The following is a 24,871-nucleotide window of genomic DNA, read 5'->3' as shown; positions in this document are numbered from 1 at the left end:
GCTGAGAATCAGGACAATCAAAGAATTGTCATGGATACAGCCGACATGCCGCGCTCCCGATACAAGACGCTGGTTGATACCTTCGCCGATGACATTCGCTCGGGTCGCCTGTCGCCGGGCACGCGCCTGCCGACGCACCGGCAATTGGCGGCGAGCGAAGGGCTGGCGCTGGTCACCGCTTCAAGGGTTTATGCCGAACTGGAGGCGATGGGCCTGGTCAGTGGCGAGGCCGGGCGCGGCACCTTTGTGCGAGAAACCTCGTTGTCACCGGGGCAGGGCATCGATCAGAAGGACGTCGCGGTCGGCATGATCGACCTCAATTTCAACTACCCGTCGTTGCCCGGTCAGGCGGATCTGTTGCGCACGGCGCTGCGGCAGTTGGCATTGTCGGGCGATCTCGAAGCGTTGCTGCGCTATCAGCCGCACGCCGGTCGCGCTCATGAGCGCGCGTCGGTTGCGCAACATCTGCTAAGCCGTGGCGTGCAGGTCGAGGCCGAGCAAGTGCTGATCGTCAACGGTGCGCAGCAAGGGCTGGCGGTGACGCTGATGGCGTTGCTCAAACCGGGTGATGTGATTGCCGCTGACGCGTTGACCTATTCCGGGTTCAAAGTGCTGGCCGAAGCGCTGCATCTGGAAGTGGTGGCGATCCCCACGACCGAACACGGCCCGGATCTGCCTGCGCTGGACACGCTCTGCCGGCAGCGTGCGGTGCGCGCCGTTTACAGCATGCCGACGTTGCACAATCCGTTGGGTTGGGTGACGCCGCATGAGCAGCGCGAGCAACTGGTGGCGATCGCCCGACGGCATGATCTGACAATCATCGAAGACGCGGCCTACGCCTTTCTGGTGGAAAACCCACCGCGCCCGCTGATTGATCTGGCGCCGGAGCGCACTGTGTACGTGTCGGGACTGTCGAAAAACATCGCCACCGGTTTGCGCGTCGGATTTATCGCCGCGCCCGTGGGGATGGTGCCGGCGCTGGAACGCGTCATTCGCGCCACGACCTGGAACACGCCCGGCGTGATGACTGCGATTGCCTGCGGCTGGCTCGACGATGGCACCGTCATTGAGCTTGAGGAACAGAAGCGCAATGACGCCAAAGCACGGCAAACTCTGGCCGCCGAGTTGCTCAAAGGACTGTCGTGGATCGGCCATCCGTCCTCGTATTTTTTGTGGCTGCCGCTGCCGGAAGATGTGCGCGCCGATCAGATCGTCGTGGAACTGCAGCAGCACCAGATCTCCGTCACCACTGCCGAACCGTTTGCCGTGTCCGCCCATGTGCCGCATGCGATTCGGCTGGCGCTGGGCTCGGTGGACATGGCCGTTTTGCGTCAGGCATTGATCACCGTCAGAAAGATCATCGGCGCTTACCTGTAAAAAACTGCCTTGCACAAAATGTTAGGCTTGCCGCAATTGTGTAGCGCCTGTTTTTGGATCGTTCGATGAAAACCACTGCCTTACTGTCCCTGGCCTTGAGCCTTATCGCCACCTGTTCAACTGCCCAAGCCGCCGGCGACCCTGAAGCGGGGGCAAAAATCTTCCCGCGTTTGTGTGGTGGTTGCCATCAGGTCGGTGAGTCGGCCCGCCCCGGTTTCGGCCCGGAACTCAACGGCATCGTCGGTCGACCTGCCGGTACTTCGGCCAATTACGTCTATTCCGACGCGATGAAAAACTCCGGCGTGACGTGGGATGCCGACACGTTGAGGGCGTATCTCAAAGACCCGAAAGGCGTGGTGCCGGGCACGCGGATGATTTTCTGGGGCCTGAGCGATGAAGAGAAACTCGACAACCTGCTCGCCTACCTGCAGACCTTCTCGGAACACCCGTAGGAGCTGCCGAAGGCTGCGATCTTTTGATCTGGTTTTTTAAGGGCAAGATCAAAAGATCGCAGCCTTCGGCAGCTCCTACGGGGATTGTGGGGTGTCGGTCTGTTTGGTGAACCATTGCATCACCGATGCACACGCCGGATGCGTCGCCGCTGACGGCTGTAAGCACAGCGAATAAATGCCGCCGGTTTTCAGCGGTGGGCCGAACGGCACCAGCAACACACCGCGCTCCAGCGACTCCGCGGCCAGCGTCATGTCAGTGACCGCCACGCCCAACCCGCGCGCCGCCGCATCCAGTGCCAACTCATCAAGGTTGAACGGGATGTGTCGGTAATCCTCCAGCGGTTTTCCATTATTCGCCGCCAGCCATTCGAACCACGCCTGACGATCAGCCGAGCGATGCAGCAAGGCAAAACGCTGCAACTCGTCCACTGATCGCGGTGCGCCCGGCAGATTGGGCGCGCACACCGGCACCAGCGTTTCTGCAAACAGCGTCAGATACGCCGGGTCGCTGGTCGCTTGCGGCAGATACAAAATGTACGCGTCGCTGTCGCTGGCCGGCTCAACCACTTCGGTGGCGACCGTTTCAATCGCCAAGGAAACCTCGGGATGGCTGAGGTAAAAGTCGCTGAGTTTGGGCAGCAGCCAGCGCACCGCCAGTGACACGTGCATGCGGATGCGGAATGGCCGCTCCTGTGGGGCGAGGCGCTCTTCGAGATTTTTCAGTTGTTCGAGAATGCTGCGCGCGCTGGCCAGCACCTGCTCGCCTTCTGCGGTGAGGCGCAGGCTGCGGCTGGTGCGGATAAACAGCGCGACATTGAAGTGACCCTCCAATTGCTGGATCTGCCGACTGACTGCGCTTTGGGTCAGGCACAGCTTCTGCGCCGCCAGAGTGAAGCTGCCGCAATCGGCGACTTCGACCAGTGCCTGCATGGCTTGAAGGGACGGTACGTGGCGAATTTTATCCATGCGATTTCAGAATGGCTCGATGATTTTATAACGTTGGTCGGTCTGACGAAGACCTTATAGATTCTAGCTCTGGCGGCGATCTTCTCAAGGTGTCCATGCGATTCACGCATGCACTTTACGCACAAGCAAGCCGTTGAACGACAGTCCTATGAGGTGATGCATGGAAAACATATGCGGCTGGATCGCGCAGGCTGGCCATTCGCCGGAGCGCGGTCGCCTGAGCGGCGCGCAGAAGGCCGATTGGCTGGTGATTGGCGCCGGAATTACCGGACTCAGTGCCGCACACACGCTCGCCGACATGCACCCGCAGGCGCGCATCGTCGTGGTCGACCGGCAGCGCGCGGCGCAAGGCGCGTCGGCGCGTAACTCGGGGTTCGTCGTTGCTCATGAACACCCGGCGCACAGTGAATTGATCGGCACCGCCGGGTTTGCCGGATTTGAAACCGACACGATGATTTCCCGGGCGGCCAGCGAAGAAGTCCGTCAGCGCATCGGCCAGCACGCGATCGAATGCGACTTTCGCGACAGCGGTTATTACTTTGCGGTCAATGACGCGGCCAAGCTTGATCATGTCGAGGCCAAACTGGCGACGTTGCGCGCGCTCGGTGCCCGGGCCGAATTTCTGCAGGGCGAACAGTTGGCGCAAAAGCTCGGTACCCGTCACTACGCCGCCGCGATCTGGTGTGGCCACGGCAATGCGCTGCTGCAACCGGCCAAGTATGTAAAAGGTTTGCTCAACGCACTGCCGGGCAACATCACCGTGTATGAGGACACCGACATCGCCAGTGTCGAGCGTCTGAGTCAGGGCGGGCTGCGCGCCAACGCGGCGAACGGCAGCGTTGAAGCGAAGAAAGTGCTGGTGTGCCTGAACGCGTTTATTCCTCGGGTCGGCATCAACGACAGCGGCACATTCCCCATGGAACTCAGCGCCAGCCTGACGCGGCCGCTGACCGATCACGAGTTTCAGGCGATTGGCGCGGTCGAGCCGTGGGGCGTGCTGTCGACCCGGCCGCTCGGCGCCACCGTGCGCCTGACCCCGGATCGCCGCGTGATGATCCGCAACACCGCCGAATACCGCACGCGCGACCTGTCCAACGGCGCACTCGCGCAACGTCGCCAGCACCATGTGCTTGGATTGCAGCGGCGTTTTCCCTTCCTCGACGAGCGCGACATTCAATTCACCTGGACCGGCCACTTGAGCGCTACCCGCAGCGGTCAGGCGTATTTCGACCGGGTGGAAGAGGGCGTGTACGCCGTGGCGGGCTGCAACGGTTCCGGCGTTGCGCGCGGGACCTTGTGGGGCCGACTGCTGGCAGAACTGGCCTCGGGCGTTGACTCGCCACTGCTGCAATCAGTGATGCAGCGCGCCGAACCCGGCTGGTTGCCGCCGCGTCCTTTCTTCGACATCGGTGCCATGCTTCGCATGCGCGTGGAGGCGGTCAGGGCCAGAACAGAAATCTGAAAATCCGCGAACCGCAGAAGAACAAAAGCCACTTCCTTTCAGGTGATAGAACATGCGCATCAATACGCTCACCCTGGCGATCGCCCTCGCTGCAACGTCGGCGGCCGCTTGTGCCGACGAAACCGTGAATATTTCCAACTGGAACAGCTACATCGCCCCGGACACGCTGGCCAATTTCACCCAGGCCAGCGGCATCAAGACCACTTACGACATCCACGACAGCAACGAAGTGCTGGAGTCGAAGTTGATGACCGGCAACACCGGTTATGACGTGGTCAGCCCGTCGAACCACTTTCTCTCGCGCCTGATCAAGGCCGGGGCGATCCAGAAACTCGACAAGTCGCAACTGCCGAACTGGAAAAACCTCGACCCGGTGTTGATGAAGAAACTCGAAGTCAACGATCCGGGCAATCAGTACGGCTACCCGTACATGTGGGGCACGGCCGGCATCGGCTACAACGTCGAAAAAATCAAAGCGATCTTCGGCAACACCGACATCACCCGCTCGTGGAAGATGTTTTTCGACGAAGAGAACATCAAGAAACTGAGCCAGTGCGGTGTGGCGATCATCGACAACCCGACACAGGTGCTGCCGATCACCCTCAACTACCTCGCCTTGCCGCCGCACAGCCACGAAGCGGCCGATTACAAACAAGCCGAGCAAGCCTTGCTGAAAATCCGCCCGTACATCCAGTATTTCCACGCCTCGAAATACATCAGCGACCTGGCCAACGGCAACGTCTGCGCGGTGATCGGTTTCAACGGCGACATCGTTCAAGCGGCGGCGAGCGCCAAGGAAGCCAAAAACGGCATCGACATCGCCTATTCGATCCCGACCGAAGGCACGACGTTGTGGTTCGACATGATGGTCATGCCGAAAAGCGCGCCGCATGAAAAGAACGGCTACGCCTACATGAACTACCTGCTCGAACCGAAGGTAATTGCCAACATCAGCAACAGCATCCATTACGCCAACCCGAATGCGGCGGCCAATGAGTTTCTCAATCAGGACGTGATCGGCGATCCGGCGATTTATCCGCCAAAAGAAGTGATGGACAAATTGTTCACCGTCGAAGAACTGCCGGCAGCGATTGCGCGGCTGACGACGCGGTTGTGGACGAAGTTGAAGACCAATACCTGACCCCCCCCCCCGCGACAATGGCGACACTGGTGGGATGGACGATTTTGGGTTATTGCTGACAGCTCGGCATGTCGCCGAAACCAAGGAGCTTTCCATGAAATCTTTGTTGCTGGCAGCACCTTTGTTGATCATCGCATCGGTGGCCCACGCTGGCATCCCGATGCTCAATGCCACTTGCCCGGGCAAGATCGAAGTTCACGCGGATGAGGGCGGGCCGATCTACATCAATGGCAAGGAAGCCAAGTTGAAGAAATTCAACGACAACTATTTCGAGGCCAAAGGCGCGGGCGTGACCATTTCGCTGAGCATCAATCCCGATGGCTCACCGGGGGTGTCGTACACCGGGAAGAACAAGGCCAACGGGATCTGCGAAGTGAAGCAGGGCTGATCAGGCGATCTGATTGCGCCCGGCGGCTTTTGCCCGGTACAGCTGTTGGTCAGCGCGTTTGATCAGCAGGGTCTGGCTGTTGTCAGCCGGATCCGCCAGGCCGATGCCGATGCTGACGGTCATGTTGCCGACATGAGGGAAATGCGCGTTGGCGATGGCTGTGCGGATTTTCTCGGCGACCACTTCAGGGGTATCCGGTTGCGCGACTTCCGGCAACAACACCGCGAACTCTTCACCACCATAGCGCGCCACGAAATCGGTGCTGCGGGTGCTCTCGCGAATCAGTTGCGCCAGTTGTAGCAGCACGTCATCGCCGATGGCGTGGCCGTAGGTGTCGTTGATCCGTTTGAAATGATCGGCGTCGATCAGCAGCAAGGCAAACGGGCGGCCGGTACGGCGGAACAGCAGGTTGTACTCGGTAAGCTTTTCGTCGAAGCGACGACGGTTGAAAACGCCGGTCAGGGAATCGTGGGTCGCCAGACTGAGCAGTTCGGCGTTGGCTTGGGTGAGGGCCGCAGTGCGTTGCGCGACGGTGGCTTCCAGCGAGGCATTGGCCTCCTGCAACTGACGTTCTTTGCCGAGCAGTGATTGCGTCATCGCATCGATCGACTGGCCGAGTTGGGCAATTTCCTGCACTGGATGTTGCAGTGGGAAGTGTGCGCCGGGCTGATTGTTCTGTACGCGTTTGGCCGAGCGAGCGAGTTGTTCAATCGGGCGGCTGAGGTACAGCGCCAGGTAGTACGCCACCAAGCCACAACCGATTGCCGCGATAACCCCCAGCAGCAACAGTTTGTAGAGCAGCAGGCGCGCCGGTTGCAGGGCAGTGTCCAGCGGTTGGCGCACAGCAATCGACCACGACAATGCAGTGCTCGACGGTGTCGGTACGGTCACACGGCTGGTCAGATAACCATCGCCGACCGTCCAGCCCGGGGAGTTCGGATCGTTGGCCGCGACCTGTTGGCCCATCAACGCCTCCGGGTACAGCACTTTACCGTCATGATCGATGATCAGCGCTTCGAGATCCGGCGCCGAATCCTTGTGCGACACCGCCGCCGATTCGACAATCCGCGTCACCCAGCTCCAGTGTGCGTGAGCCCCCAGCACACCAATCACCTGACCGTCGGCGTTGTGAATGGGCGCGGCGAAGTCAATGAAGCGCAACGGTTCGCCATTCGGCAATCCCGGCAGCAATTTGGCGAGTAACACGGCTTCGTGCGGATCACCGGTGTACTCATTGCGCAGACCAGCCTGGAACCACGGGCGTTGTTGCACCGATTGACCGACCAGCAAACCATTGACGGCTTGATGCACGAGGCCCTCGGCATCAGCCACACCCATCCACGCGTATTCGGCCCGGGCCTGGGTGCGCAACTGCATCGACTTGAGAATCGCCGGGTTGTCCAGATCGCCGCGCTCCAGATGCGGCGCTCGACTGAGCAAATAAACCTCAAGTTGCCGCTCGCGCAACTGTTCGCCGAGCAATGCCGCCGCCGAGCGCGCGGTGCTCAGCAGCGCATTGCCGCTGGCCTGTTTCATCTGCTCGGTGGCGATATGACCGACGTAGAAACCCACGCTCAGCAGCGTCAGCAGGGATAAACCGGCAAACCAAAGAGTGAGATGACTGCGCAGACTGGCTTTGAGCATGGGCGAGCGAATTCTGTTTTGAAGTTGTGGCCGGATGGTATGCGCAATGATCGACCGACCGCCAGTCGTCACTTGCGCCAGGATTTGTCAGACCCGTCGCTGACCCTTGTAGGAGCTGCCGCAGGCTGCGATCTTTTGACTTTATTACCTCGCCGCCCGCACACACAATTCACCGGTGCTCCGCATCAACGCCAACTCGTGCAGCGCATCCTGCGCCAACCCCTTGCGCGCCTCCGCCAGCCAGCTCGAACAATTCGGATCCCGACGGTAAGGCGCGAAATCAGCGTACTGCTGCAACAATCGGCTCTGCAGCTCATCCAGTCGCGGCCGAATCTGCTTGCCCAGATCCGGGCGTGCAGTGTCCGGCGCCACACCCGCCGCTTGCCATTGTGCGAGCAAACCGTACTGCACCAGTTTATTGGCCTCCATTTGCGCAGCAATCAATTGCGCCACGTCTTCAGCATCGAGTTTGCGCTCGGCGGCCAGCGTGCGCGCATTGGCAATCACCTGCGCTTCACGCGGGCTGTCCTGAATCGGCTTGCCGCTGTCCCACTTGGTCAGCGCTACCAGATCGCCGATGTTCAGGCGCTCGTTCAACGTCATCAACAACGGCTTCAAGGCTTCGGGAGCAGCGCTGGGCGTGGCGGCGCATGCGCTGCCGGCGAGGAGAACAAGGAGGGCGCTGGTCAGCAGATTTGTAACGTGCGGCATGAGCAAAATCTCAATCACGAACAATGGGTGGAGTGTTGTTTACCACAGACTCCGGCATCGCTTCAGGGCGAAATTAAACACGAAGCTTAAATGTTAATTGCGCCCCGCCGACAACTCATCGAAGCTATCCTCCTTAAGCCTTCCTGCCGTCGAGATGGACCTCCTGCCCCATGCAAACCCCAGCCGTCACCAAACCCCTCTGGCAAACGTATTTGTTGTTCCTCGCCCCGATGGTGCTGTCGAATTTCCTGCAATCGATGTCCGGCACGGTGAACAGCATTTACATCGGCCAGATGCTCGGCACTCAGGCGCTGGCGGCGGTGTCGGGGATGTTTCCGATCATCTTCTTCTTTATCGCGCTGGTCATCGGCCTTGGTGCGGGCGCGGGCGTGTTGATCGGTCAGGCGTGGGGCGCGCGCGAGCCGCATATGGTTAAAGCCATCGCCGGCGCAACGTTGTTGCTGGGTGTGCTGATTGGTTTGATCGCGGCGGTGCTCGGCAGTGTGTTCGCGCGGCAGGCGTTGACTGGATTGGGCACGCCGGCGGATGTGCTGGACGATGCGGTGGCCTACGCGCACGTGATGATGTGGATTCTGCCGTCGATGCTGGTGTTTGTGCTATTCACGCAATTGCTGCGGGGGGTGAGTGACACGTTGTCGCCGCTGCTGGCGCTGATCGTCTCGACCAGTGTAGGCCTGGCGCTGACTCCGGCGTTGATTCGCGGCTGGTTTGGTCTGCCGCAACTGGGCATTCAAAGTGCGGCGTACGCGGGCCTCGCCGGTAACCTCGCGGCGATGGCGTGGTTGGCGTGGCGCTTGATCCGCAAGGGCCATCCGCTGGCGCCGGATCGAGAGTTTTTTGCAGCGCTGCGGCTCAACGGTGCAATCCTCGGCAAGGTGCTGCGCATCGGCCTGCCGACCGGCGTGCAGATGATTGTCCTGTCGTTGTCGGAACTGGTGATTCTGGCGCTGGTGAATCAGCACGGTTCGCAGGCAACGGCGGCGTATGGCGCGGTGACGCAGATCGTTAACTACGTGCAGTTTCCGGCGTTATCGATTGCCATCACTGCGTCGATTCTGGGCGCACAGGCGATTGGTGCCGGGCGTCTGGAGCGCATGGCGCCGATTCTGCGCACGGGTTTGCTGATCAACGTGTGCCTGACCGGTGGGTTGATTGTGCTGGGTTACCTGCTGTCGCACTGGTTGCTTGGCTTGTTCCTGACCGAAGACTCAACCCGGGCGATGGCCGAGCATCTGCTGCACATCATGCTCTGGAGCCTGTTGGTGTTCGGCTTCCAGGCGATCATCGGCGGGATCATGCGCGCCAGTGGCACAGTGCTGGTGCCGGTGATCATTGCGATTATTTGTGTGGTCGGCGTGCAGTTGCCGGCGGCGTATTGGCTTGATGGCCAGTACGGTTTGCAGGGTGTGTGGATGGCATTTCCGGTGGCGTATCTGGGGATGCTGGTGTTGCAGACGCTGTATTACAAACTGGTGTGGAAGCATCAGAAGATCGAGCGGATGGTTTGAACTTCAAACCCTGATCCGAAGTGGCGTAACCGGCGGATGTTTGCTTAAGTCAATCGAGGCCCTCGACGGTAAGCGCTGCCCGGAGAATCCCATGTCGATCCGATTGCTGCTCGCTGCCGCGCTTTGCCTGTGCGCCGTGCCGATTGCCCAGGCGGTCGAATACAACCGGGTCAACACGACCGCCAGTCAGATCAGCTTCACCTATAACCAGATGGGCTCGCGGATGTACGGCACGTTCGGCAAGTTCGAGGCGACGCTGAGCTTCGATTCCGACAACATCGCCAACGCCCGCACCACGCTACACATCGACCTCACCAGCATTGATGCCGGCAGCGAAGACGCCAATACCGAACTGGTGAAACCGGCGTGGTTCGACACGGAAAAATTCCCCGTCGCGGTATTCGAATCGAGCCATTTCACGCAAGTGGCCGAAAACCGCTACCTGATCGCCGGCCAGCTCACCCTCAAAGGCATCACCCGCGACGTGCAGGTGCCGGTTGAATTGAAGCCGGAGAACGCCATCGGCATTTTTGACGGTGAGCTGCTCCTCAAGCGCGACGAGTTTGGGCTCGGCGCGGGGGAATGGGCGGACACGGTGGTGTCGAAGGACATCGCGATCAAAATCAAAGTGGTGGCACCGCAGCAGTAATACCCCGATTTTCCCAATGTAGGAGCTGCCGAAGGCTGCGATCTTTTGATCCTGTTTTTAAAAGACAAGATCAAAAGATCGCAGCCTTCGGCAGCTCCTACAGGGGTTGGCGCAGGGACAAGGTATGATGTCGCGGTTTTCTGCCGGAGTTCAGCTGCCATGCCTCGCATCACCCACTACAAATCCCCATGCCCCGAAGGCGTCAACAGCCAGATTCTGCAAATGGTCGTCGACTACCTGACCGACATCAGCGCGGTTGGCCTGGGCCCGAGCAACCTGCTGTACAACGTGTATCAGTACGCGGTGGGCTACGAGGTGCATTTGTATCTGGAAGCGTTGAATGGCGACAAGGGCACCGAAGTCGAGTTGCTGGTGGCGACCGCCGATGAAGATCCGGAACAGGTGATCGGTTTCCTTTTGTACCTGCCGGTGCAGGGCGACTGGGAAGCGTGCAGCGTCGCCTACATGGCGGTGCGCGAAGGGCACCGGCGGCAAGGCGTGGCGCGGGCGATGATCGGCGAAATGCTCGGCCGTTATCCGCATGCGGAGCTGGGCTGCACCGTCGGCAAAGTCCCGTATTTCGAAGCGCTGGGCTTTGAGGTGATCGGCTCGCGTGAAACTCAAGTGCTGATGAGCACCCGGCATTACCGCAGCAACGGCTTGCGCGGTTTCATCGACACCACGCCGATTTACCGCTCACTGGAAGTGCAGCAGATTCACACGTATCTGCTACAGAAAAACAGCAAGCGCGCGATGCTCGATGCCGAGAAGCAGCGCGATCGCCATCTGGATCAAACCACTCGCCACACGGAAGAATTTGTCCGCCAGCGTTTGACTCTGCACTAGCTCCTGACAGCGGCGCGTTCGACCATTGCGATGATGGTTGCGAACAACTCGTTGATCGCGTCCTCGGCACTGATTTCACCGTTGGCGGCAGCGTGCGACAGCGCTTCGGCGGCGCCGAGCATTGCACGCAAAGCGGCTGCGGTAATCAGTCCACCATTAGCGTAGGGCGCCAGGTCGCGGCGGCACTTTTCGAGGAAGATCGCCTCGTACTCCCGCTTGATCTTCTCCAGTTCCGGAGTGCTCGCCAGCGCGGCGATGATCCCCGGAATTTCCGTTCCCTGAAACATCACGCAATCGACATACGCCTTGGCAATCACTGAGGCGGTGCCGACGAGTGTCGGCTCGCATTCGGCGATCGCGGCGTCCATCACCACGGTCTGGCGTGCATCGAAATCGCGGTACAGCACCGCGAGTAATCCTGCGCGGGTGACGAAATGGTCGTAGACCACCGGTTTGGTCACGCCGGCCTTTTCGGCGAGATAGCCGAGGGTCAGCGCATCGGTGCCCTCGGCGCGGATGATCTGCCAGGCGACATCAAGCAACTGGCGCAGGCGATCCTCACGGGAAAGGCGTTTGCGCGGTTGCGCGGGGGAATTCTGTTCGGTCAGTTGATCAGTTGACATGGTTTATATACCAAAGGTAACTTAGGCTTCGTAACTTACCAAGAGTATATAAGCCTTGGTCAGTCCTACCAACCGGAGAATTGCCATGCACGCATTGATTGTTGTTGCTCATCACGATCCGCGCTCACTGACCCATAGCGTTGCCACACAAATTGCTGCCGGCCTGACCGAAGCCGATCCGGCCAACACCTTCGAGATCACCGATCTCTACGCTGAAGGCTTCGAACCGCGTTTCGGTGCTAACGATTTTGCCGTTCATCATCGCGAGGCCCCGCCGCCGGGGGATGTGCTGGCGGAACAGGCACGCATTGATCGCGCCGATGCGTTGGTGCTGGTTTACCCGGTGTATTGGTGGTCGATGCCGGCACTGCTCAAGGGCTGGATTGATCGGGTGTTCAGCAATGGCTGGGCGTTCGATTTTGCGGGTGACTTGAAGCATGTGAAGTTGCTGCAGCGTTTGCGCGTGCACCTTGTACAACTCGCCGGGGCGGACGAACGCACCTATGAACGTCACGGTTACGGTGCGGCGATGAAGGCGCAGATAGAACACGGGATTTTCGATTACAGCGGGGCGACGGTGCTGAGCTCGACGTTGCTGCCGGAGTCGGAATTGCGCGAGCCGCAGGTGCAACTCCAAGTGGCCCGGAAACTCGGTTATCAGATGTTCACATAACCCCTGTAGGAGCTGCCGAAGGCTGCGATCTTTTGATCTTGAAAAACAACATCAAAAGATCGCAGCCTTCGGCAGCTCCTACAGGGATTTGGGGGGTTATCGCGAGCCAGGCCAGCCTGCCTTTTCGAGGGCGGCGAGTAAGGTTTGTGCATCCAGCCCCTGAACCGAATGGCCATTGCCTTCAGTGCTCTCGCTGGCCAGCAAGGCATTAATGATCGCTTCCTCAACCGCCTCGGTGGCCGCCAGAAACAGCTCGCTGATGTGATCGTTATTGACCATCCGCAAGCCATCACATGTCGCCGCACCTTTGCCTTCATAAGCCGCCGGCGGCACGTGATCGTTACCTGTGGCGAATGCGATAAAGATGTCGCCACTGTGATCCTCATTGCCGCCACCGGTGCGCGCCAGACCGAGGCTCGCCCGTTGCGCCAGACGCGTGCATTGATGCGGCAATAACGGCGCATCGGTGGCAAGACAAACCACGATCGAGCCCATGCCCGGATGCGGCAGCGCCGCGCGCAAAAACGGTGAATCTTTCTGTTCCATAAAGCGCCCGACCGGGTAACCGTCGACCCGCAATTCGTTGCGAATGCCGTGGTTGGCCTGGACGATCGCGCCCACTGTCCAGCCGCCCTGCGCAGCGCTCAATCGCCGCGACGAAGTGCCGATGCCGCCCTTGAATTCATGGCAGATCATGCCGCTGCCACCGCCGACCGCGCCTTCCACAACCGGGCCGTCGACCGCGTTGTGCAGGGCTTCGGCGACATGTTCAGGTTTGACGTGGAAGCCATTGATGTCATTGAGCAACCCGTCGTAAGTCTCCAGCACCACCGGCATGTTCCAGTAGAGACGGCCATCGTCCGGTTGCTGCTGACGATCCAGCACAATCAGCGCATCGCGCACCACGCCGAGGCTGTGGGTATTGGTGAAGGCGATTGGACTGGTCAACAAACCCGCCTCGCGAATCCACTCAAGACCGGTGGCGTCACCGTTGCCATTGAGCACATGCACGCCGGCGAAACACGGTTGCTGGTTGGTCGAACCCTGACGCGGTTCGATCAGGGTGACGCCAGTGCAAATGTCACGACCGGCCGTGCTTTTACCGCGCACGTTGCTGTGGCCGACACGCACACCGGGCACGTCGGTGATCGCATTGAGCGGGCCGGGCTGCATCTGGCCAATGCGGATGTTGAGGTCACGGGCACGAGGTTTCATTGATTTCTGTCTCTCCATAAAAATCTTACATGTGTCGCGATCTCTGTAGGAGCTGCCGCAGGCTGCGATCTTTTGACGTTTTTTTGCAGATCAAAAGATCGCAGCCTGCGGCAGCTCCTACAGGAAATGCGTTGGTCTTGCTGATCAGTGGTCACCGGTTGATATCCCCTCGATGACCCCGCATGATTCGGCACTTCTGGTCGCTACGGCCGGTGTTGATCAAGTGCGGTCAGCCTATCGATCTGATCGCGCCTGACCCATTCCCATCATGGGTTACACAAAAGGGGTAGAGCGTGGACGCGTTGTTGCAGGAATTGCCTGTGCATCAAAGTCTGGCGCGGGTCTTCACCTGTGTCGGGCAGGACGGATTCTGGCGGGCGCTGGTCGATACCTTGCGCCTGCTGGTGCCGATGGATAACGCCTTGGTCGCGGTGATGAAGGCGGGCCAGGCGCCGCAATTGCTAATTGATATCGACAGCAAGGGCGCTGTCGAGGAGCAGGAAAACCTCGCCGATTACACCGCCGGCATGTACCTGCTCGATCCGTTTTATCAGGCCGCTTCGGCGGGGCTCGCTGATGGCTTGCACAGCCTGGCGTCGGTGGCGCCTGACCAGTTTTTACAGAGTGAGTACTACCAGAGCTACTTTCGCTCGGTGGTGGGCGCGGATGAACTGCAGTTCATGATTAACGTCGATGGCAGCGTGTTGGGCTTATCGATGGGACGTTCGACGCCGTTCGAAATGGCCGAGCAGGGCCGGTTGCTGTGTGTGCGCGACTGGGTGCTGGCGGCGATGCGCCGGCATGTGCAGCTATTGCCGCCGCAAGGGGCGGTTGCTGAAGTGCTGGTCGGCGATCTGGCGACGTTGCTGGATCGTTTTGATGCGCGGCTGACGGTGCGTGAAAACGACACGGCGCGGCTGATCTTGCAGGGTTTCTCGAGTAAGGCGATCGCCCAGCAGATGGGCATATCGCCGGAAACGGTGAAAGTACATCGGCGCAATCTCTATCAAAAGCTCAATGTCACCGGACATGGTGAGTTGTTCGCCCTGGTGCTGCGCCCGAACTGACTCTCCACCCCCCTGTAGGAGCTGCCGAAGGCTGCGATCTTTTGATCTTGTTTTTAAGAGATCAGGATCAAAAGATCGCAGCCTTCGGCAGCTCCTACAGGGATTTGGGTTGTGTCAGGAAGTGCGTTTGAAGACCAGGGCTTTCAGGCCGCTTTCGGGATCGATGTCGGGAAATTCCGGCGGGTTCTCCAGCCGCTGTTCAAAGCGCAAACTCGGCGCCTCCTGCGTCACGCCATCAATCAAAAAGTCCGAACCAAACGCCGGATCATTCATGCAGGCCAGCACCGTGCCGTCCGCCGTGAGCAACTCCGGCAGACGGCGCAACACGCGCTGATAATCCTTGGTCAGCAAAAAACTGCCTTTCTGAAACGACGGCGGGTCGATGATCACCAGGTCGTACGGGCCGCTGTTGATCACCTTGCCCCAGGACTTGAACAGGTCGTGGCCGAGGAAGCTGACTTTGCCGGTGTCATGGCCATTCAAACGGTGGTTGTCGCGACCTCGGCTGAGCGCGGCGCGGGACATGTCGAGATTGACCACATGGCTGGCGCCACCGTCAATGGCCGCCACGGAGAAACCGCAGGTGTAGGCGAACAGGTTCAGCACGCGCTTGCCGTCGGACTGTTCGCGCACCCAGTTGCGCCCGTAACGCATGTCGAGAAACAGCCCGGCGTTCTGCTTGCGGCCCAGATCGACGCGGTATTGCAGACCGCCCTCGACGATGGTCATTTCATCGATCTCATCGCCCATCAGCCATTCGGCGGTGCTTTGCGGCAGATAACGGTGCTGGATCAGCAACGTGTGCGCTTTGGACTGCTGCCATTCGGCCGAAGCGGTGATGTCGAGCAACACACGCTTGAGATCTTCCAGTTGCTCCGGCGCCGGCTCCTTGAACAGCGACACCAGCACCACGCCTTGCAGCCAGTCCACCGTGACCTGTTCCAGACCCGGCCAGCAACGCCCGCGCCCATGAAACAAGCGACGGGTTTCGCCCGGTGCGCTGGCGAGCGCCGGCAGCAAATGAGCGTGGAGGGTGGCGAGGGCTTCAGGGTTCATCGGTCACGGTCGGCAAGCAAATGGGCCGGCATTTTAACCACAATTACGCCACTTCGAACGTTTGTCTCAGGATTGCCAATCCGACCATTTGGAAAACTCCTGTATCAAAAATGAATTTCTACAGAACGCGCTGCTCATACCAGATAAGCAGCGGATTCAAGCCGCTAAATCGTTAATGCTATTCAGGGAGTGCAGTTTCATGTGCCCATCACCAACGGCGGACGCGCACCTTCCTGGCGGGTTGATTCTGGTAGTTGAGGATGATCCGTTGATTCTGGAGTTTCTTTGCGAAATTCTTCAGGAGGAAGGTTTCAAGGTCGAGCCGCATAGCAGCGCCGACGCAGCCAAGTTATATCTGGACGAGCACGCGCCGGAAGTGAATCTATTGCTGACCGACATCACCATGCCCGGCACCCTCAACGGCGCCGATCTGGCCAACCTGGTCGGCGATCGCTGGCCGGACAAACCGGTGATGGTCATGTCCGGTTATGAAACGCCGGAGACGTCTGGGGTCAAGCACTCGGTCGCGTTCATCAAGAAACCCTGGGCGATCGGCCAGTTGCTCGATTGCGTCGAGAGTGCCTTCAAGTCCAAGGCTCCGCGTCTGCACTGACAAGTGCTACATTGCCGGGCAAATTTGCCCGGCCCCTTGCCAGAGGATGCGACCCTTTGTCTGCTCACAATGATCTTTTCGACCGCGCGTTCGGCGCGTTCCTGTTCGACATGGACGGCACCGTCCTCAACTCCATCGCCGCCGCCGAGCGGATCTGGTCAGCCTGGGCCGTGCGCCATGGCGTCGATGTCGAGGCGTTTCTGCCGACCATTCATGGCGCGCGGGCGATCGACACGATCAATCGCCTGAACCTGCCGGGCGTGGACGCGGAGGCACAAGCGGCGTTTATTACCGCAGCGGAGATCGAGGATGTTGAAGGCATTGTCGAGATTCCGGGGGCGGCGGCGTTTCTCAATCAATTGCCAAAGGATCGTTGGGCCATGGTGACGTCGGCGCCGCGCGATCTGGCATTGCGGCGGATGGCGGCGGCGGGGATTCCCGAGCCTGCGGTGATGATTACGGCTGAGGATGTGAAGGCGGGCAAGCCGGATCCGGCGGGTTATCTGCTGGCGGCTCAACGCTTGGGGCTGGAGCCGGCGGATTGTCTGATTTTTGAGGATGCAACCGTTGGGATTCAAGCCGCTGAAGCGGCGGGCGCGTCGTTGATGATCATCACCACGACGCATCAACATCCGCTTGAAACCGAGCACGCGACACTGGCCAGTTACGACGCGATCCGCGTCCAAATCGACAACGACGGCCTGCACCTACAACCGGCCTGAGCTGTCCCTGTAGGAGCTGCCGAAGGCTGCGATCTTTTGATCTTGTTTTTAAAAGACCAAGATCAAAAGATCGCAGCCTTCGGCAGCTCCTACAGGGGGTGCGGCGTTAGTAGACACCCGGTAACAAGCGCCAGCTGCGGGCGCAGTAGGCGTCATACTCGGCGCCAAACTGACCGCGCAGCAGCGCCTCTTCAGAATGAATACGCGCAATCAGCGGGATCAACGTCAGCGCCGCCAGCAACAACCCGACACTCGAGCGAAACGCCAGCGCCCATCCCAGCGCATTCACCACCAACCCCAGATAACTCGGGTTGCGCAGGTGTTGATAAATCCCATCCGTGACCAACCGATGCCCCGGCTGAATCGCCACCAACCCGCTGAATCGGTGGCCCAAGACAAACACCGGCCACAAGCGCAGCGCCCCGCCAATGATGAACAACAATGCGCCAAGCCAGCGCACACCTTCGCCGCCAAACGTCCAGAAATTGATCCGGTCGCAGTAAGCCGGCAGAAAACCGCTGAGCAAACCAATCACGCCAAACGCCGGAAGCACCCAGCGATTGGCGCGATCCTCGCGTTCGCCGGAACTCAGGTTGACCTCGGTAAACAACGACGCGATCACCATCGCCACGGTGGCCAGCGCCACCACCACCAGCGAGCCGTGGGAAAAGAACATCCCCACGCCACCAATGCCCCACACCGCCAGGCCTAGATAGGCGAGGGTGGCGAGCACGGCGACTACGGTCATTTGCGCTGACATTCTCATGGCGTTCTCGCGGCGGCATACACACTCTTGCAGTGTAGATCCCCGTAGGAGCTGCCGAAGGCTGCGATCTTTTGATCCTGTTCTTTTAAAAACAAGATCAAAAGATCGCAGCCTTCGGCAGCTCCTACAGGTAATTGCGGTGCACACAGAATTTGCGTACGCCACCAACCCCTATGGGAGCGGGCTTGCTCGCGAAGAGGCCCGCTCAGTCAGCGCAAATCTCATTGCCTGTCAAAACCGTGCGGAAGGTTTCCACCAACGGCCGCAAATTAATCCGGTGCCACGCCGCCCACAACGGCGTAGTAAACGCCAGCCAGGGCACCTCGCGTAGCACCACTCCGGGCGGTGCGTTATGGCTCAGGCCTTTCTGAATCATCGCAATCCCCAGCCCCGACGCCACCAGCCCCAGCGCGGTGAACGGCTCAGTCGCCTGCATGCGCACATCCGGCGTGAAACCCGCTCTGATGCACGCGCTGACAAACTCATCACTCGCGTCCTGCCGTGGCTGCACGCCGATCCATTCCTGATCCGCCAGATCCTGCGGGCTCAACACCGCCTGCTGCGCCAGCGGATGCTGTTCCGGCAGCGCCAGCAGCATCGGGTCATCCAGCACCTGAAAACCCAGCAGATCCGGGTCGTCATCGGTCGGCGGCTCACTCACCAATGCGATATCGAGACTACGCTGACGCAGGCCTTCGAGTTGCTCGGAGGAACTCAAGTTGTACAGCGCGACGTGAACATTCGGCCGATCGACCCGCAACACACGCAAGGCATTGGGCAAAACCCCGGCGTGCATGGCGTTCTCGATATAGCCGATGCACAAACCGCCTTCTTCGCCACGACCCAAGCGTTTACCGAGGGATTCGAGGCGATTGGCGTGCGTGAGCAGTGCGCGGGTTTCGGCGAGAAAGGTCTGGCCATCGCGGGTCAGGCGAATGCGCTGCTGGCTGCGTTCGAACAGCGTCAGGCCGAGGCGCTCTTCAAGCTGAGCGATCTGCCGGCTCAGTGGCGACTGGGAAATATGCAGCCGTTCGGCGGCGCGGCCGACGTGTTCTTCCTCGGCGACGGCGACGAAGTAGCGCAATTGGCGGAAGTCGATCATGTCAGACCTATAGGGACTCAAGTGCTGCGCATTATGTCTTGGACGGTCTCGGTGTCGCAATCTAGGATCTGCTCAACGGTCACGCAGACCACCAACGAATGAGGACAATCCGATGAGCTTGAAAGACAAACTGCCCGGCCAACTGGGCTTCGGCACCGCGCCACTGGGCAACATGTTCCGCGCCATTCCCGAAGCAGAAGCGCAGGCCACTGTGCATGCTGCGTGGGATGCCGGCGTGCGTTACTTCGACACCGCACCGTTTTACGGCTCGGGCCTGTCGGAAATTCGCCTCGGCGAAGCCTTGAAGCAATACAAGCGCGACGACTATGTGCTGAGCAGCAAGGTTGGCCGGGTGATTCTCGATGAAGTCGAAGACGCTGCAGCCCGCGATCTCGGCGAAAAAAGCGGCGTGTTCGAACACGGCCGCCCGAACAAAATCGTCAACGACTACAGCGCCGACGCGACCCTGCGCTCGATCGAAGACAGCCTCAAGCGTCTGCAAACCGATCGTCTCGACATCGTCTGGGTACACGACATCGCTCAGGATTTTTACGGCGATCAATGGCTGGAATACTTCAATCAGGCCCGCACTGGCGCGTTCAAAGTGCTGACCCGTTTGCGCGAAGAAGGCGTGATCAAGGGCTGGGGCCTGGGCGTGAACAAAGTCGAACCGTGCGAGTTGACCCTCGATCTGACCGAAGCGCAGCCTGATGGCTTCCTGCTGGCCGGGCGCTACACGCTGCTTGATCACGAACGTCCGTTGCAACGTTTGATGGACTCGGCGCGGGCGCAGAACGTTGAAATCGTCGTCGGCGGCCCTTACAGCTCGGGCATTCTGGCCGGTGGTTCGCACTTCGAATACCAGAAGGCCAGCCCGGAAGTGATCGCCAAAGTTGAACAGATCAAACGCATCGCCGCCGCTTACAACGTTGATGTGAAAGCTGCCGCGCTGCAATTTTCGTTGGCAAATCCTGCCGTTGCTGCGGTGATTCCCGGCGCGAGCAAACCCGACCGCATCGCTGAAGATGTCGCGGCGTTGTCGGCGGTGATTCCTGCCGGGTTCTGGCAGGCCATGCGTGAGGCAAAACTGGTTTCTGAACGTGCACCATTACCCATCGATGAGGTGAAAGCATGAAGATTGATCTGAGTGGAAAACTGGCCATCGTCAGCGGCAGCACCGCTGGGATCGGTCTGGGCATCAGCCAGTCGCTGGCCGAAGCCGGCGCCACGGTGGTGGTGATCGGCCGCGACAACGGCAAGGTCGAGCAGGCGTTGGCGAGCATTCGCGAGAAAGTGCCGGGCGCGCAATTACGCGGTCTGGCGGCCGACCTCGGCACGGCGGAGGGCGCGCAGACACTGTTCGCCGCCGAACCGCGCGCGGACATTCTGGTGAATAACCTTGGCATCTTCGACGCCGTCGATTTCTTCGATGCGCCGGACAGCGAGTGGACGCGTTTCTATGAGGTCAACGTGATTTCCGGTGTGCGCCTGGCGCGGCATTACGTGCCGGCGATGGTCGAGCAGGGCTGGGGACGGGTGATCTTTCTGTCCTCGGAATCCGGGGTGGCGACGCCGGCCGACATGATCAATTATGGCGTGACCAAAAGCGCCAACCTCGCGGTGTCCCACGGTTTGGCCAAGCGCTTGGCGGGCACTGGTGTGACGGTGAACGCGATTTTGCCGGGGCCGACGTTCACCGATGGCCTGCAAGACATGCTCAAGGATGCCGCCGCCGAGTCTGGCCGCAACTTGCGCGATGAGGCCGACGCCTTTGTGCTCAAGGCCCGCCCGACCTCGATCATCCAGCGTGTTGCGGATGTTGAAGAAGTCGCGCACCTGGTGACTTACATTGCTTCGCCGCTGTCCTCGGCTACCACGGGCGCTGCGTTGCGCGTCGATGGCGGCGTGGTCGACAGCCTGACTATTTGAATTCTTGAGAGAGACGTTTATCCATGGCATCTGCATCTGCACATATCGACATCCCGGCCTCGGCCGATCAGGTCTGGCAATTGATCGGCGGCTTCAACACGCTGCCGGACTGGCTGCCGTTCATTCCCAAGAGTGAACTGAGCGACGGCGGCCGTGTTCGCACCTTGCAAACCGCTGACGGCGCCGTGGTCATCGAACGCCTGCAAGCGTTCGATAACGCCGCCAAGACCTACAGTTACTCGATCGAGCAGGCACCGTTTCCGGCAACGGATTATCTGGCGACGATCAAGGTTGAAGCTCAGGGGCAGGGCGCACGGGTGACGTGGTCAGGGCGCTTCACCGCCAAAGGCGTGAGCGATGAAGAAGTGGTGGCGCTGTTCACCGGCATCTATCAAGGCGGCCTCGAAGCCCTGCGGGCCAACTACCCAACCTAAGCCACCGCAAAATCCCTTGTAGGAGCCGAGCTTGCTCGCGAAAGCGGAGGATCAGACGATACATTTGTTGCCTGACACACCGCCTTCGCGAGCAAGCTCAGCTCCTACACTGATTTGTGGTGTGCACGGGATTTTTTGTGCGACTAAGAACCCTGTAGGAGCCGAGCTTGCTCGCGAAAGCGGTGGATCAGACGATACATTTATTGCCTGACCCACCGCCATCGCGAGCAAGCTCAGCTCCTACTCTGATTTGTGGTGTGCACGGGATTTTTTGTGCGACTAAGAACCCTGTAGGAGCCGAGCTTGCTCGCGAAAGCGGTGGATCAGACGATACATTTATTGCCTGACCCACCGCCTTCGCGAGCAAGCTCAGCTCCTACACTGATTTGTGGTGTGCACGGGATTTTTTGTGCGACTAAGAACCCTGTAAGAGCCGAGCTTGCTCGCGAAAGCGGTGGATCAGACGATACATTTGTTGCCTGACACACCGCCTTCGCGAGCAAGCTCAGCTCCTACACTGATTTGTGGTGTGCACGGGATTTTTTGTGCGACTAAGAACCCTGTAGGAGCCGAGCTTGCTCGCGAAAGCGGTGGATCAGACGATACATTTATTGCCTGACCCACCGCCATCGCGAGCAAGCTCAGCTCCTACTCTGATTTGTGGTGTGCACGGGATTTTTTGTGCGACTAAGAACCCTGTAGGAGCCGAGCTTGCTCGCGAAAGCGGAGGATCAGACGATACATTTGTTGCCTGACACACCGCCTTCGCGAGCAAGCTCAGCTCCTACACTGATTTGTGGTGTGCACGGGATTTTTTGTGCGACTAAGAACCCTGTGGGAGCCGGGCTTGCTCGCGATAGCGGTGGATCAGACGATACATTTATTGCCTGACCCACCGCCATCGCGAGCAAGCTCAGCTCCTGCACTGATTTGTGGTGTGCACGGGATTTTTTGTGCGACTAAGAACCCTGTAGGAGCCGAGCTTGCTCGCGAAAGCGGAGGATCAGACGATACATTTGTTGCCTGGCACACCGCTTTCGCGAGCAAGCTCAGCTCCTACTCTAATTTGTGGTGTGCACGGGATTTTTTGTGCGACTAAGAACCCTGTAGGAGCCGAGCTTGCTCGCGAAAGCGGTGGATCAGACGATACATTTGTTGCCTGACACACCGCCATCGCGAGCAAGCTCAGCTCCTACACTGATTTGTGGTGTGCCCGGGATTTTGTGTATAGCCGAGGACCCTGTGGGAGCCGGGCTTGCCCGCGAATGCGGTGGGTCAGTCGATACATTTGTTGCCTGACACAGCGCTTTCGCGAGCAAGCTCAGCTCCTACACTGATTTGTGGTGCGCCCGCTCCCACAGGGATTGCATTCCACATGAACTTCAAGAATGGGTGATCAGGCTCTGCCGGCAGTCGAGCACCAGTTTCGCGCCGCTGAGGTCGCTGGTGCCGACTTCAAGGTTGAAGCCGTGCAAGCTGACAATCGCCGCAACGATCGACAGCCCCAATCCGAACCCGCTCTGCGGCTGTCCACCCTCGGTGCGATAGAAGCGTTGAAACACCGCCTCCCGCTCGGACTCGGCAATCCCCGGCCCCGAATCGTGCACTTCGATGCGCGTCTGCCCATCGACATTCACACCGCGCAAAATCACAGTTCCGCCCGCCGGCGTGAACTTGATCGAGTTGCTCAACAGGTTCGCCAGCGCCTCAAACAACAACGCCCGGTCGCCATTCAGCGCCGGCAATGTTTCCGGCATGTTCAGTTCGAAATGCAGCTCATCTTCTTCAGCCAGCGGCAGATAAAACTCATGCAGTTCCTGCAGCAATTGCACCGGATCCAGCTCGACAAAACCGGAGCGGCGCTGGCGATCTTCCAGTTCGGAAATCCGCAACAACCCTCGAAACCGCGCCATCAGCGTGTCCGCCTCAGCCAACACCAAATCCAGTTGCGCTGCTTCCTGCGAGCCTTCACCCGCCTGTTGCTGCATGCGATACAACTGCGCGCGCAAGCGGGTCAACGGTGTGCGCAAGTCATGGGCGATGTTGTCGCAAACCCCCTTGACCTCGTTCATCAAACGTTCGATGCGTTCAAGCATGGCATTGACGATGGCGGCGAGCATGTCCAGTTCATCGCGGCGGTTGGACAGCGGCAGGCGATGGGTCAAGTCGCCCGCGACGATCGCCTGAGCGCTGTCCTGAATCGCTCTGATCCGCCGCAAAGGTCGGCGTCGCAGCAAGTGCCAACCGGCGATCCCCGGCAGAATCGTGAATGACACCCCCCAGAACAACGCATGCAGAATGATCCGCGTCACCGCGAACAGCGAACCGTTATCGCGCAGCAGCACCAGCCAGCGGCCGTCACGGGTTTGCGTGGCGACGGCGTCGCAACTGTCGTTGGGCAGGGTCGGATCATCGGAGCCCGCGCAGTCGGCGAGCATGTGAATCTTGCCGTCCAGCGGCAGACCTTCGGGGATTTGTTGCAGGGCGCCGCCAAGGTAGCGGCCTTCGACGTCGAACAGGCCATAAGCGTCGATGCCACGAATGTCGAAAGTCATGCTCGCGGCGAGGGCGTCTTCCAATTGTTCGCCGCGAAAGTGCGAGAACAGATGCTGACGTTGCATCAGCGAATGCTTGGCGAGGTTATCGAGGTAGCTGGACACCTCGTAATACATGACCCCCATGAGGATCGCGCTCCAGGCCACGAACAACGAGCTGTACAGCGCCAGCAAGCGGCTGCTGGAAGAGCGCCAACCGTCAGACGGGTTCGGCAATGACATAACCGGAGCCCCGTACCGTGCGGATCAGTGGAACATTGCCCACCGCGTCGATTTTCTTGCGCAAGCGGCCGATGTGCACGTCGATCAGGTTGGTGCCCGGGTCGAAGTGATAGCCCCAGACTTCCTCGAAAATCATCATCCGCGACAGAATCTGGCCGCTGTTGCGCATCAGAAATTCGAGCAATTTATATTCGGTCGGCAGCAGCGTCAGCACTTGCTCGGCGCGGCGTGCTTCGTGGCTGATCAAATCCAGCTCAAGGTCGGCGACTTGCAACGTGGTCGGTGGCGTATCGGCGCTGCTTTGGCGGCGCAACAGCACTTCAACCCGCGCGGCCATCTCATCGGTGGCGAACGGTTTGGTCAGATAGTCATCACCACCGGCGCGCAAACCGCGCACGCGTTCATCAACATCGGAGAGGGCGCTGATCATCAGAATCGGTGTCGATACGCCCATGGTGCGCAGCGTTGTGACGATGGCCAGGCCATCCAGTTCGGGCAGCATGCGATCAAGAGTGATCAGGTCGTAGTTGCCGCTGACGGCACGATCCAGGCCTTCTCGGCCATTGTCGACCCAATCCACGTCGAGGCCATGGCTGCTCAGTTCGGCAACGATTTCCCGGGCGGTCACGGCGTCGTCTTCGATGGTCAAAATGCGAGTCATGGGCAGGCCTGCTGATCGGTTGAAACGGAATGGCAGCATTTTGCCAAGATTTTTGCCTGACGCTTTAA

At 59.7% G+C, this 24,871-nt stretch carries 25 protein-coding genes; 15 read left to right on the top strand and 10 right to left on the bottom strand.

The features are described from left to right. The first annotated feature begins 45 nt into the window (after positions 1–45). Together KFS80_RS09710 and KFS80_RS09705 are read left to right on the top strand one after the other, a co-directional pair. Positions 46–1,377, top strand: a complete 1,332-nt coding sequence (locus tag KFS80_RS09710) for an aminotransferase-like domain-containing protein (RefSeq protein ID WP_212544673.1) — start codon at positions 46–48, stop codon at positions 1,375–1,377. Positions 1,378–1,442: 65 nt separating this feature from the next. Then, the gene (locus KFS80_RS09705) at positions 1,443–1,829 is read left to right on the top strand and encodes a c-type cytochrome (RefSeq protein ID WP_053121541.1); all 387 of its coding nucleotides are present in this window, start codon (positions 1,443–1,445) and stop codon (positions 1,827–1,829) included. A 75-nt stretch (positions 1,830–1,904) separates the two neighbouring features. On the opposite strand, the gene KFS80_RS09700 is transcribed toward KFS80_RS09705, so the two are convergent. Further along, positions 1,905–2,795 (bottom strand): LysR family transcriptional regulator, encoded by an 891-nt coding sequence (locus KFS80_RS09700; protein WP_212544672.1) that lies wholly within the window; start codon positions 2,793–2,795, stop codon positions 1,905–1,907. Between the two features lie 160 nt (positions 2,796–2,955). Between KFS80_RS09700 and KFS80_RS09695 the strand changes: the two genes are divergently transcribed. The 3 genes from KFS80_RS09695 (at position 2,956) to KFS80_RS09685 (ending at position 5,786) form a co-directional block, all read left to right on the top strand. Continuing rightward, complete coding sequence (locus KFS80_RS09695; protein WP_212544671.1) at positions 2,956–4,257, top strand: NAD(P)/FAD-dependent oxidoreductase; 1,302 nt, start codon at positions 2,956–2,958, stop codon at positions 4,255–4,257. Positions 4,258–4,309: 52 nt separating this feature from the next. After that, on the top strand, positions 4,310–5,398 hold the full coding sequence (locus tag KFS80_RS09690) for a polyamine ABC transporter substrate-binding protein (RefSeq protein ID WP_212544670.1): 1,089 nt from the start codon (positions 4,310–4,312) through the stop codon (positions 5,396–5,398). A 94-nt stretch (positions 5,399–5,492) separates the two neighbouring features. Further along, the gene (locus KFS80_RS09685) at positions 5,493–5,786 is read left to right on the top strand and encodes a hypothetical protein (RefSeq protein WP_212544669.1); all 294 of its coding nucleotides are present in this window, start codon (positions 5,493–5,495) and stop codon (positions 5,784–5,786) included. On the opposite strand, the gene KFS80_RS09680 is transcribed toward KFS80_RS09685, so the two are convergent. Both KFS80_RS09680 and KFS80_RS09675 read right to left on the bottom strand, forming a co-directional pair. Then, complete coding sequence (locus KFS80_RS09680) at positions 5,787–7,430, bottom strand: sensor domain-containing diguanylate cyclase (RefSeq protein WP_212544668.1); 1,644 nt, start codon at positions 7,428–7,430, stop codon at positions 5,787–5,789. 144 nt (positions 7,431–7,574) lie between these two features. Further along, positions 7,575–8,141, bottom strand: coding sequence for a chorismate mutase (locus KFS80_RS09675; protein ID WP_212544667.1), 567 nt, complete (start codon positions 8,139–8,141; stop codon positions 7,575–7,577). Positions 8,142–8,311: 170 nt separating this feature from the next. Between KFS80_RS09675 and KFS80_RS09670 the strand changes: the two genes are divergently transcribed. From KFS80_RS09670 to KFS80_RS09660, 3 genes are all read left to right on the top strand, one after another. Beyond that, a complete protein-coding gene (locus KFS80_RS09670; RefSeq protein ID WP_053121529.1) occupies positions 8,312–9,670 on the top strand; it encodes an MATE family efflux transporter in 1,359 nt (452 codons plus the stop codon). Positions 9,671–9,761: 91 nt separating this feature from the next. Beyond that, positions 9,762–10,319: a YceI family protein gene (locus KFS80_RS09665; protein WP_212544666.1), complete on the top strand. Its 558-nt coding sequence runs from the start codon at positions 9,762–9,764 to the stop codon at positions 10,317–10,319. A 159-nt stretch (positions 10,320–10,478) separates the two neighbouring features. Next, positions 10,479–11,165 carry a GNAT family N-acetyltransferase gene (locus KFS80_RS09660; protein ID WP_053121525.1) on the top strand — a complete coding sequence of 229 codons (687 nt, stop codon included), beginning with the start codon at positions 10,479–10,481 and terminating at the stop codon, positions 11,163–11,165. Here the strand turns inward: KFS80_RS09660 and KFS80_RS09655 are convergent. Further along, on the bottom strand, positions 11,162–11,788 hold the full coding sequence (locus KFS80_RS09655) for a TetR/AcrR family transcriptional regulator (RefSeq protein WP_212544665.1): 627 nt from the start codon (positions 11,786–11,788) through the stop codon (positions 11,162–11,164). The genes KFS80_RS09660 and KFS80_RS09655 overlap by 4 nt on opposite strands. Positions 11,789–11,873: 85 nt before the next feature. On the opposite strand from KFS80_RS09655, the gene KFS80_RS09650 reads away from it, so the two are divergent. Next, the gene (locus KFS80_RS09650) at positions 11,874–12,461 is read left to right on the top strand and encodes an NAD(P)H-dependent oxidoreductase (protein WP_212544664.1); all 588 of its coding nucleotides are present in this window, start codon (positions 11,874–11,876) and stop codon (positions 12,459–12,461) included. A gap of 96 nt (positions 12,462–12,557) precedes the next feature. Here the strand turns inward: KFS80_RS09650 and KFS80_RS09645 are convergent, their stop codons facing one another. Further along, positions 12,558–13,676, bottom strand: coding sequence for a DmpA family aminopeptidase (locus KFS80_RS09645; RefSeq protein ID WP_212544663.1), 1,119 nt, complete (start codon positions 13,674–13,676; stop codon positions 12,558–12,560). A gap of 293 nt (positions 13,677–13,969) precedes the next feature. Here KFS80_RS09645 and KFS80_RS09640 point away from each other — a divergent pair, with 293 nt between their 5' ends. Next, the gene (locus tag KFS80_RS09640; protein WP_212544662.1) at positions 13,970–14,743 is read left to right on the top strand and encodes a helix-turn-helix transcriptional regulator; all 774 of its coding nucleotides are present in this window, start codon (positions 13,970–13,972) and stop codon (positions 14,741–14,743) included. A 114-nt stretch (positions 14,744–14,857) separates the two neighbouring features. On the opposite strand, the gene KFS80_RS09635 is transcribed toward KFS80_RS09640, so the two are convergent. Beyond that, positions 14,858–15,799, bottom strand: a complete 942-nt coding sequence (locus KFS80_RS09635; RefSeq protein ID WP_212544661.1) for a class I SAM-dependent methyltransferase — start codon at positions 15,797–15,799, stop codon at positions 14,858–14,860. Between the two features lie 199 nt (positions 15,800–15,998). Between KFS80_RS09635 and KFS80_RS09630 the strand changes: the two genes are divergently transcribed. Further along, positions 15,999–16,412, top strand: coding sequence for a response regulator (locus KFS80_RS09630; RefSeq protein ID WP_053121513.1), 414 nt, complete (start codon positions 15,999–16,001; stop codon positions 16,410–16,412). Positions 16,413–16,468: 56 nt separating this feature from the next. After that, on the top strand, positions 16,469–17,134 hold the full coding sequence (locus KFS80_RS09625; RefSeq protein ID WP_212544660.1) for an HAD family hydrolase: 666 nt from the start codon (positions 16,469–16,471) through the stop codon (positions 17,132–17,134). 106 nt (positions 17,135–17,240) lie between these two features. On the opposite strand, the gene KFS80_RS09620 is transcribed toward KFS80_RS09625, so the two are convergent. Continuing rightward, positions 17,241–17,900, bottom strand: a complete 660-nt coding sequence (locus KFS80_RS09620) for a methyltransferase family protein (protein WP_212544659.1) — start codon at positions 17,898–17,900, stop codon at positions 17,241–17,243. A 205-nt stretch (positions 17,901–18,105) separates the two neighbouring features. Continuing rightward, positions 18,106–19,002, bottom strand: a complete 897-nt coding sequence (locus tag KFS80_RS09615; RefSeq protein ID WP_212544658.1) for a LysR substrate-binding domain-containing protein — start codon at positions 19,000–19,002, stop codon at positions 18,106–18,108. 112 nt (positions 19,003–19,114) lie between these two features. Between KFS80_RS09615 and KFS80_RS09610 the strand changes: the two genes are divergently transcribed. From KFS80_RS09610 to KFS80_RS09600, 3 genes are read left to right on the top strand one after another with little or no spacing between them, the layout of a single operon-like run. Beyond that, positions 19,115–20,137 (top strand): aldo/keto reductase, encoded by a 1,023-nt coding sequence (locus tag KFS80_RS09610; protein ID WP_212544657.1) that lies wholly within the window; start codon positions 19,115–19,117, stop codon positions 20,135–20,137. Beyond that, on the top strand, positions 20,134–20,931 hold the full coding sequence (locus KFS80_RS09605) for an SDR family NAD(P)-dependent oxidoreductase (RefSeq protein WP_212544656.1): 798 nt from the start codon (positions 20,134–20,136) through the stop codon (positions 20,929–20,931). The genes KFS80_RS09610 and KFS80_RS09605 overlap by 4 nt, the downstream gene beginning before the upstream one ends. Positions 20,932–20,954: 23 nt before the next feature. Beyond that, positions 20,955–21,365: an SRPBCC family protein gene (locus KFS80_RS09600; RefSeq protein ID WP_159814704.1), complete on the top strand. Its 411-nt coding sequence runs from the start codon at positions 20,955–20,957 to the stop codon at positions 21,363–21,365. A 1,382-nt stretch (positions 21,366–22,747) separates the two neighbouring features. On the opposite strand, the gene KFS80_RS09595 is transcribed toward KFS80_RS09600, so the two are convergent. Together KFS80_RS09595 and KFS80_RS09590 are read right to left on the bottom strand one after the other, a co-directional pair. Beyond that, the gene (locus KFS80_RS09595; protein ID WP_212544655.1) at positions 22,748–24,142 is read right to left on the bottom strand and encodes a sensor histidine kinase; all 1,395 of its coding nucleotides are present in this window, start codon (positions 24,140–24,142) and stop codon (positions 22,748–22,750) included. After that, positions 24,120–24,803: a response regulator transcription factor gene (locus KFS80_RS09590; protein ID WP_212544654.1), complete on the bottom strand. Its 684-nt coding sequence runs from the start codon at positions 24,801–24,803 to the stop codon at positions 24,120–24,122. Before KFS80_RS09590 ends, KFS80_RS09595 begins: the two co-directional genes overlap by 23 nt. Positions 24,804–24,871 lie beyond the last annotated feature (68 nt).

Origin of the sequence: Pseudomonas rustica, from assembly GCF_018336155.1 — a bacterium.
In the GTDB taxonomy this organism is placed as follows: Bacteria; Pseudomonadota; Gammaproteobacteria; order Pseudomonadales; family Pseudomonadaceae; genus Aquipseudomonas; species Aquipseudomonas rustica.
This window is presented reverse-complemented; position numbering and strand designations above follow the sequence as displayed.

Bases quoted from the DNA above. Each gene is read 5' to 3' on its own strand.
- KFS80_RS09710 (WP_212544673.1), top strand. From the start codon at position 46: ATGCCGCGCTCCCGATACAAGACGCTGGTTGATACCTTCGCCGATGAC.
- KFS80_RS09705 (WP_053121541.1), top strand. From the start codon at position 1,443: ATGAAAACCACTGCCTTACTGTCCCTGGCCTTGAGCCTTATCGCCACC.
- KFS80_RS09700 (WP_212544672.1), bottom strand. From the start codon at position 2,795: ATGGATAAAATTCGCCACGTACCGTCCCTTCAAGCCATGCAGGCACTG.
- KFS80_RS09695 (WP_212544671.1), top strand. From the start codon at position 2,956: ATGGAAAACATATGCGGCTGGATCGCGCAGGCTGGCCATTCGCCGGAG.
- KFS80_RS09690 (WP_212544670.1), top strand. From the start codon at position 4,310: ATGCGCATCAATACGCTCACCCTGGCGATCGCCCTCGCTGCAACGTCG.
- KFS80_RS09685 (WP_212544669.1), top strand. From the start codon at position 5,493: ATGAAATCTTTGTTGCTGGCAGCACCTTTGTTGATCATCGCATCGGTG.
- KFS80_RS09680 (WP_212544668.1), bottom strand. From the start codon at position 7,430: ATGCTCAAAGCCAGTCTGCGCAGTCATCTCACTCTTTGGTTTGCCGGT.
- KFS80_RS09675 (WP_212544667.1), bottom strand. From the start codon at position 8,141: ATGCCGCACGTTACAAATCTGCTGACCAGCGCCCTCCTTGTTCTCCTC.
- KFS80_RS09670 (WP_053121529.1), top strand. From the start codon at position 8,312: ATGCAAACCCCAGCCGTCACCAAACCCCTCTGGCAAACGTATTTGTTG.
- KFS80_RS09665 (WP_212544666.1), top strand. From the start codon at position 9,762: ATGTCGATCCGATTGCTGCTCGCTGCCGCGCTTTGCCTGTGCGCCGTG.
- KFS80_RS09660 (WP_053121525.1), top strand. From the start codon at position 10,479: ATGCCTCGCATCACCCACTACAAATCCCCATGCCCCGAAGGCGTCAAC.
- KFS80_RS09655 (WP_212544665.1), bottom strand. From the start codon at position 11,788: ATGTCAACTGATCAACTGACCGAACAGAATTCCCCCGCGCAACCGCGC.
- KFS80_RS09650 (WP_212544664.1), top strand. From the start codon at position 11,874: ATGCACGCATTGATTGTTGTTGCTCATCACGATCCGCGCTCACTGACC.
- KFS80_RS09645 (WP_212544663.1), bottom strand. From the start codon at position 13,676: ATGAAACCTCGTGCCCGTGACCTCAACATCCGCATTGGCCAGATGCAG.
- KFS80_RS09635 (WP_212544661.1), bottom strand. From the start codon at position 15,799: ATGAACCCTGAAGCCCTCGCCACCCTCCACGCTCATTTGCTGCCGGCG.
- KFS80_RS09630 (WP_053121513.1), top strand. From the start codon at position 15,999: ATGTGCCCATCACCAACGGCGGACGCGCACCTTCCTGGCGGGTTGATT.
- KFS80_RS09620 (WP_212544659.1), bottom strand. From the start codon at position 17,900: ATGAGAATGTCAGCGCAAATGACCGTAGTCGCCGTGCTCGCCACCCTC.
- KFS80_RS09615 (WP_212544658.1), bottom strand. From the start codon at position 19,002: ATGATCGACTTCCGCCAATTGCGCTACTTCGTCGCCGTCGCCGAGGAA.
- KFS80_RS09610 (WP_212544657.1), top strand. From the start codon at position 19,115: ATGAGCTTGAAAGACAAACTGCCCGGCCAACTGGGCTTCGGCACCGCG.
- KFS80_RS09605 (WP_212544656.1), top strand. From the start codon at position 20,134: ATGAAGATTGATCTGAGTGGAAAACTGGCCATCGTCAGCGGCAGCACC.
- KFS80_RS09600 (WP_159814704.1), top strand. From the start codon at position 20,955: ATGGCATCTGCATCTGCACATATCGACATCCCGGCCTCGGCCGATCAG.
- KFS80_RS09595 (WP_212544655.1), bottom strand. From the start codon at position 24,142: ATGTCATTGCCGAACCCGTCTGACGGTTGGCGCTCTTCCAGCAGCCGC.
- KFS80_RS09590 (WP_212544654.1), bottom strand. From the start codon at position 24,803: ATGACTCGCATTTTGACCATCGAAGACGACGCCGTGACCGCCCGGGAA.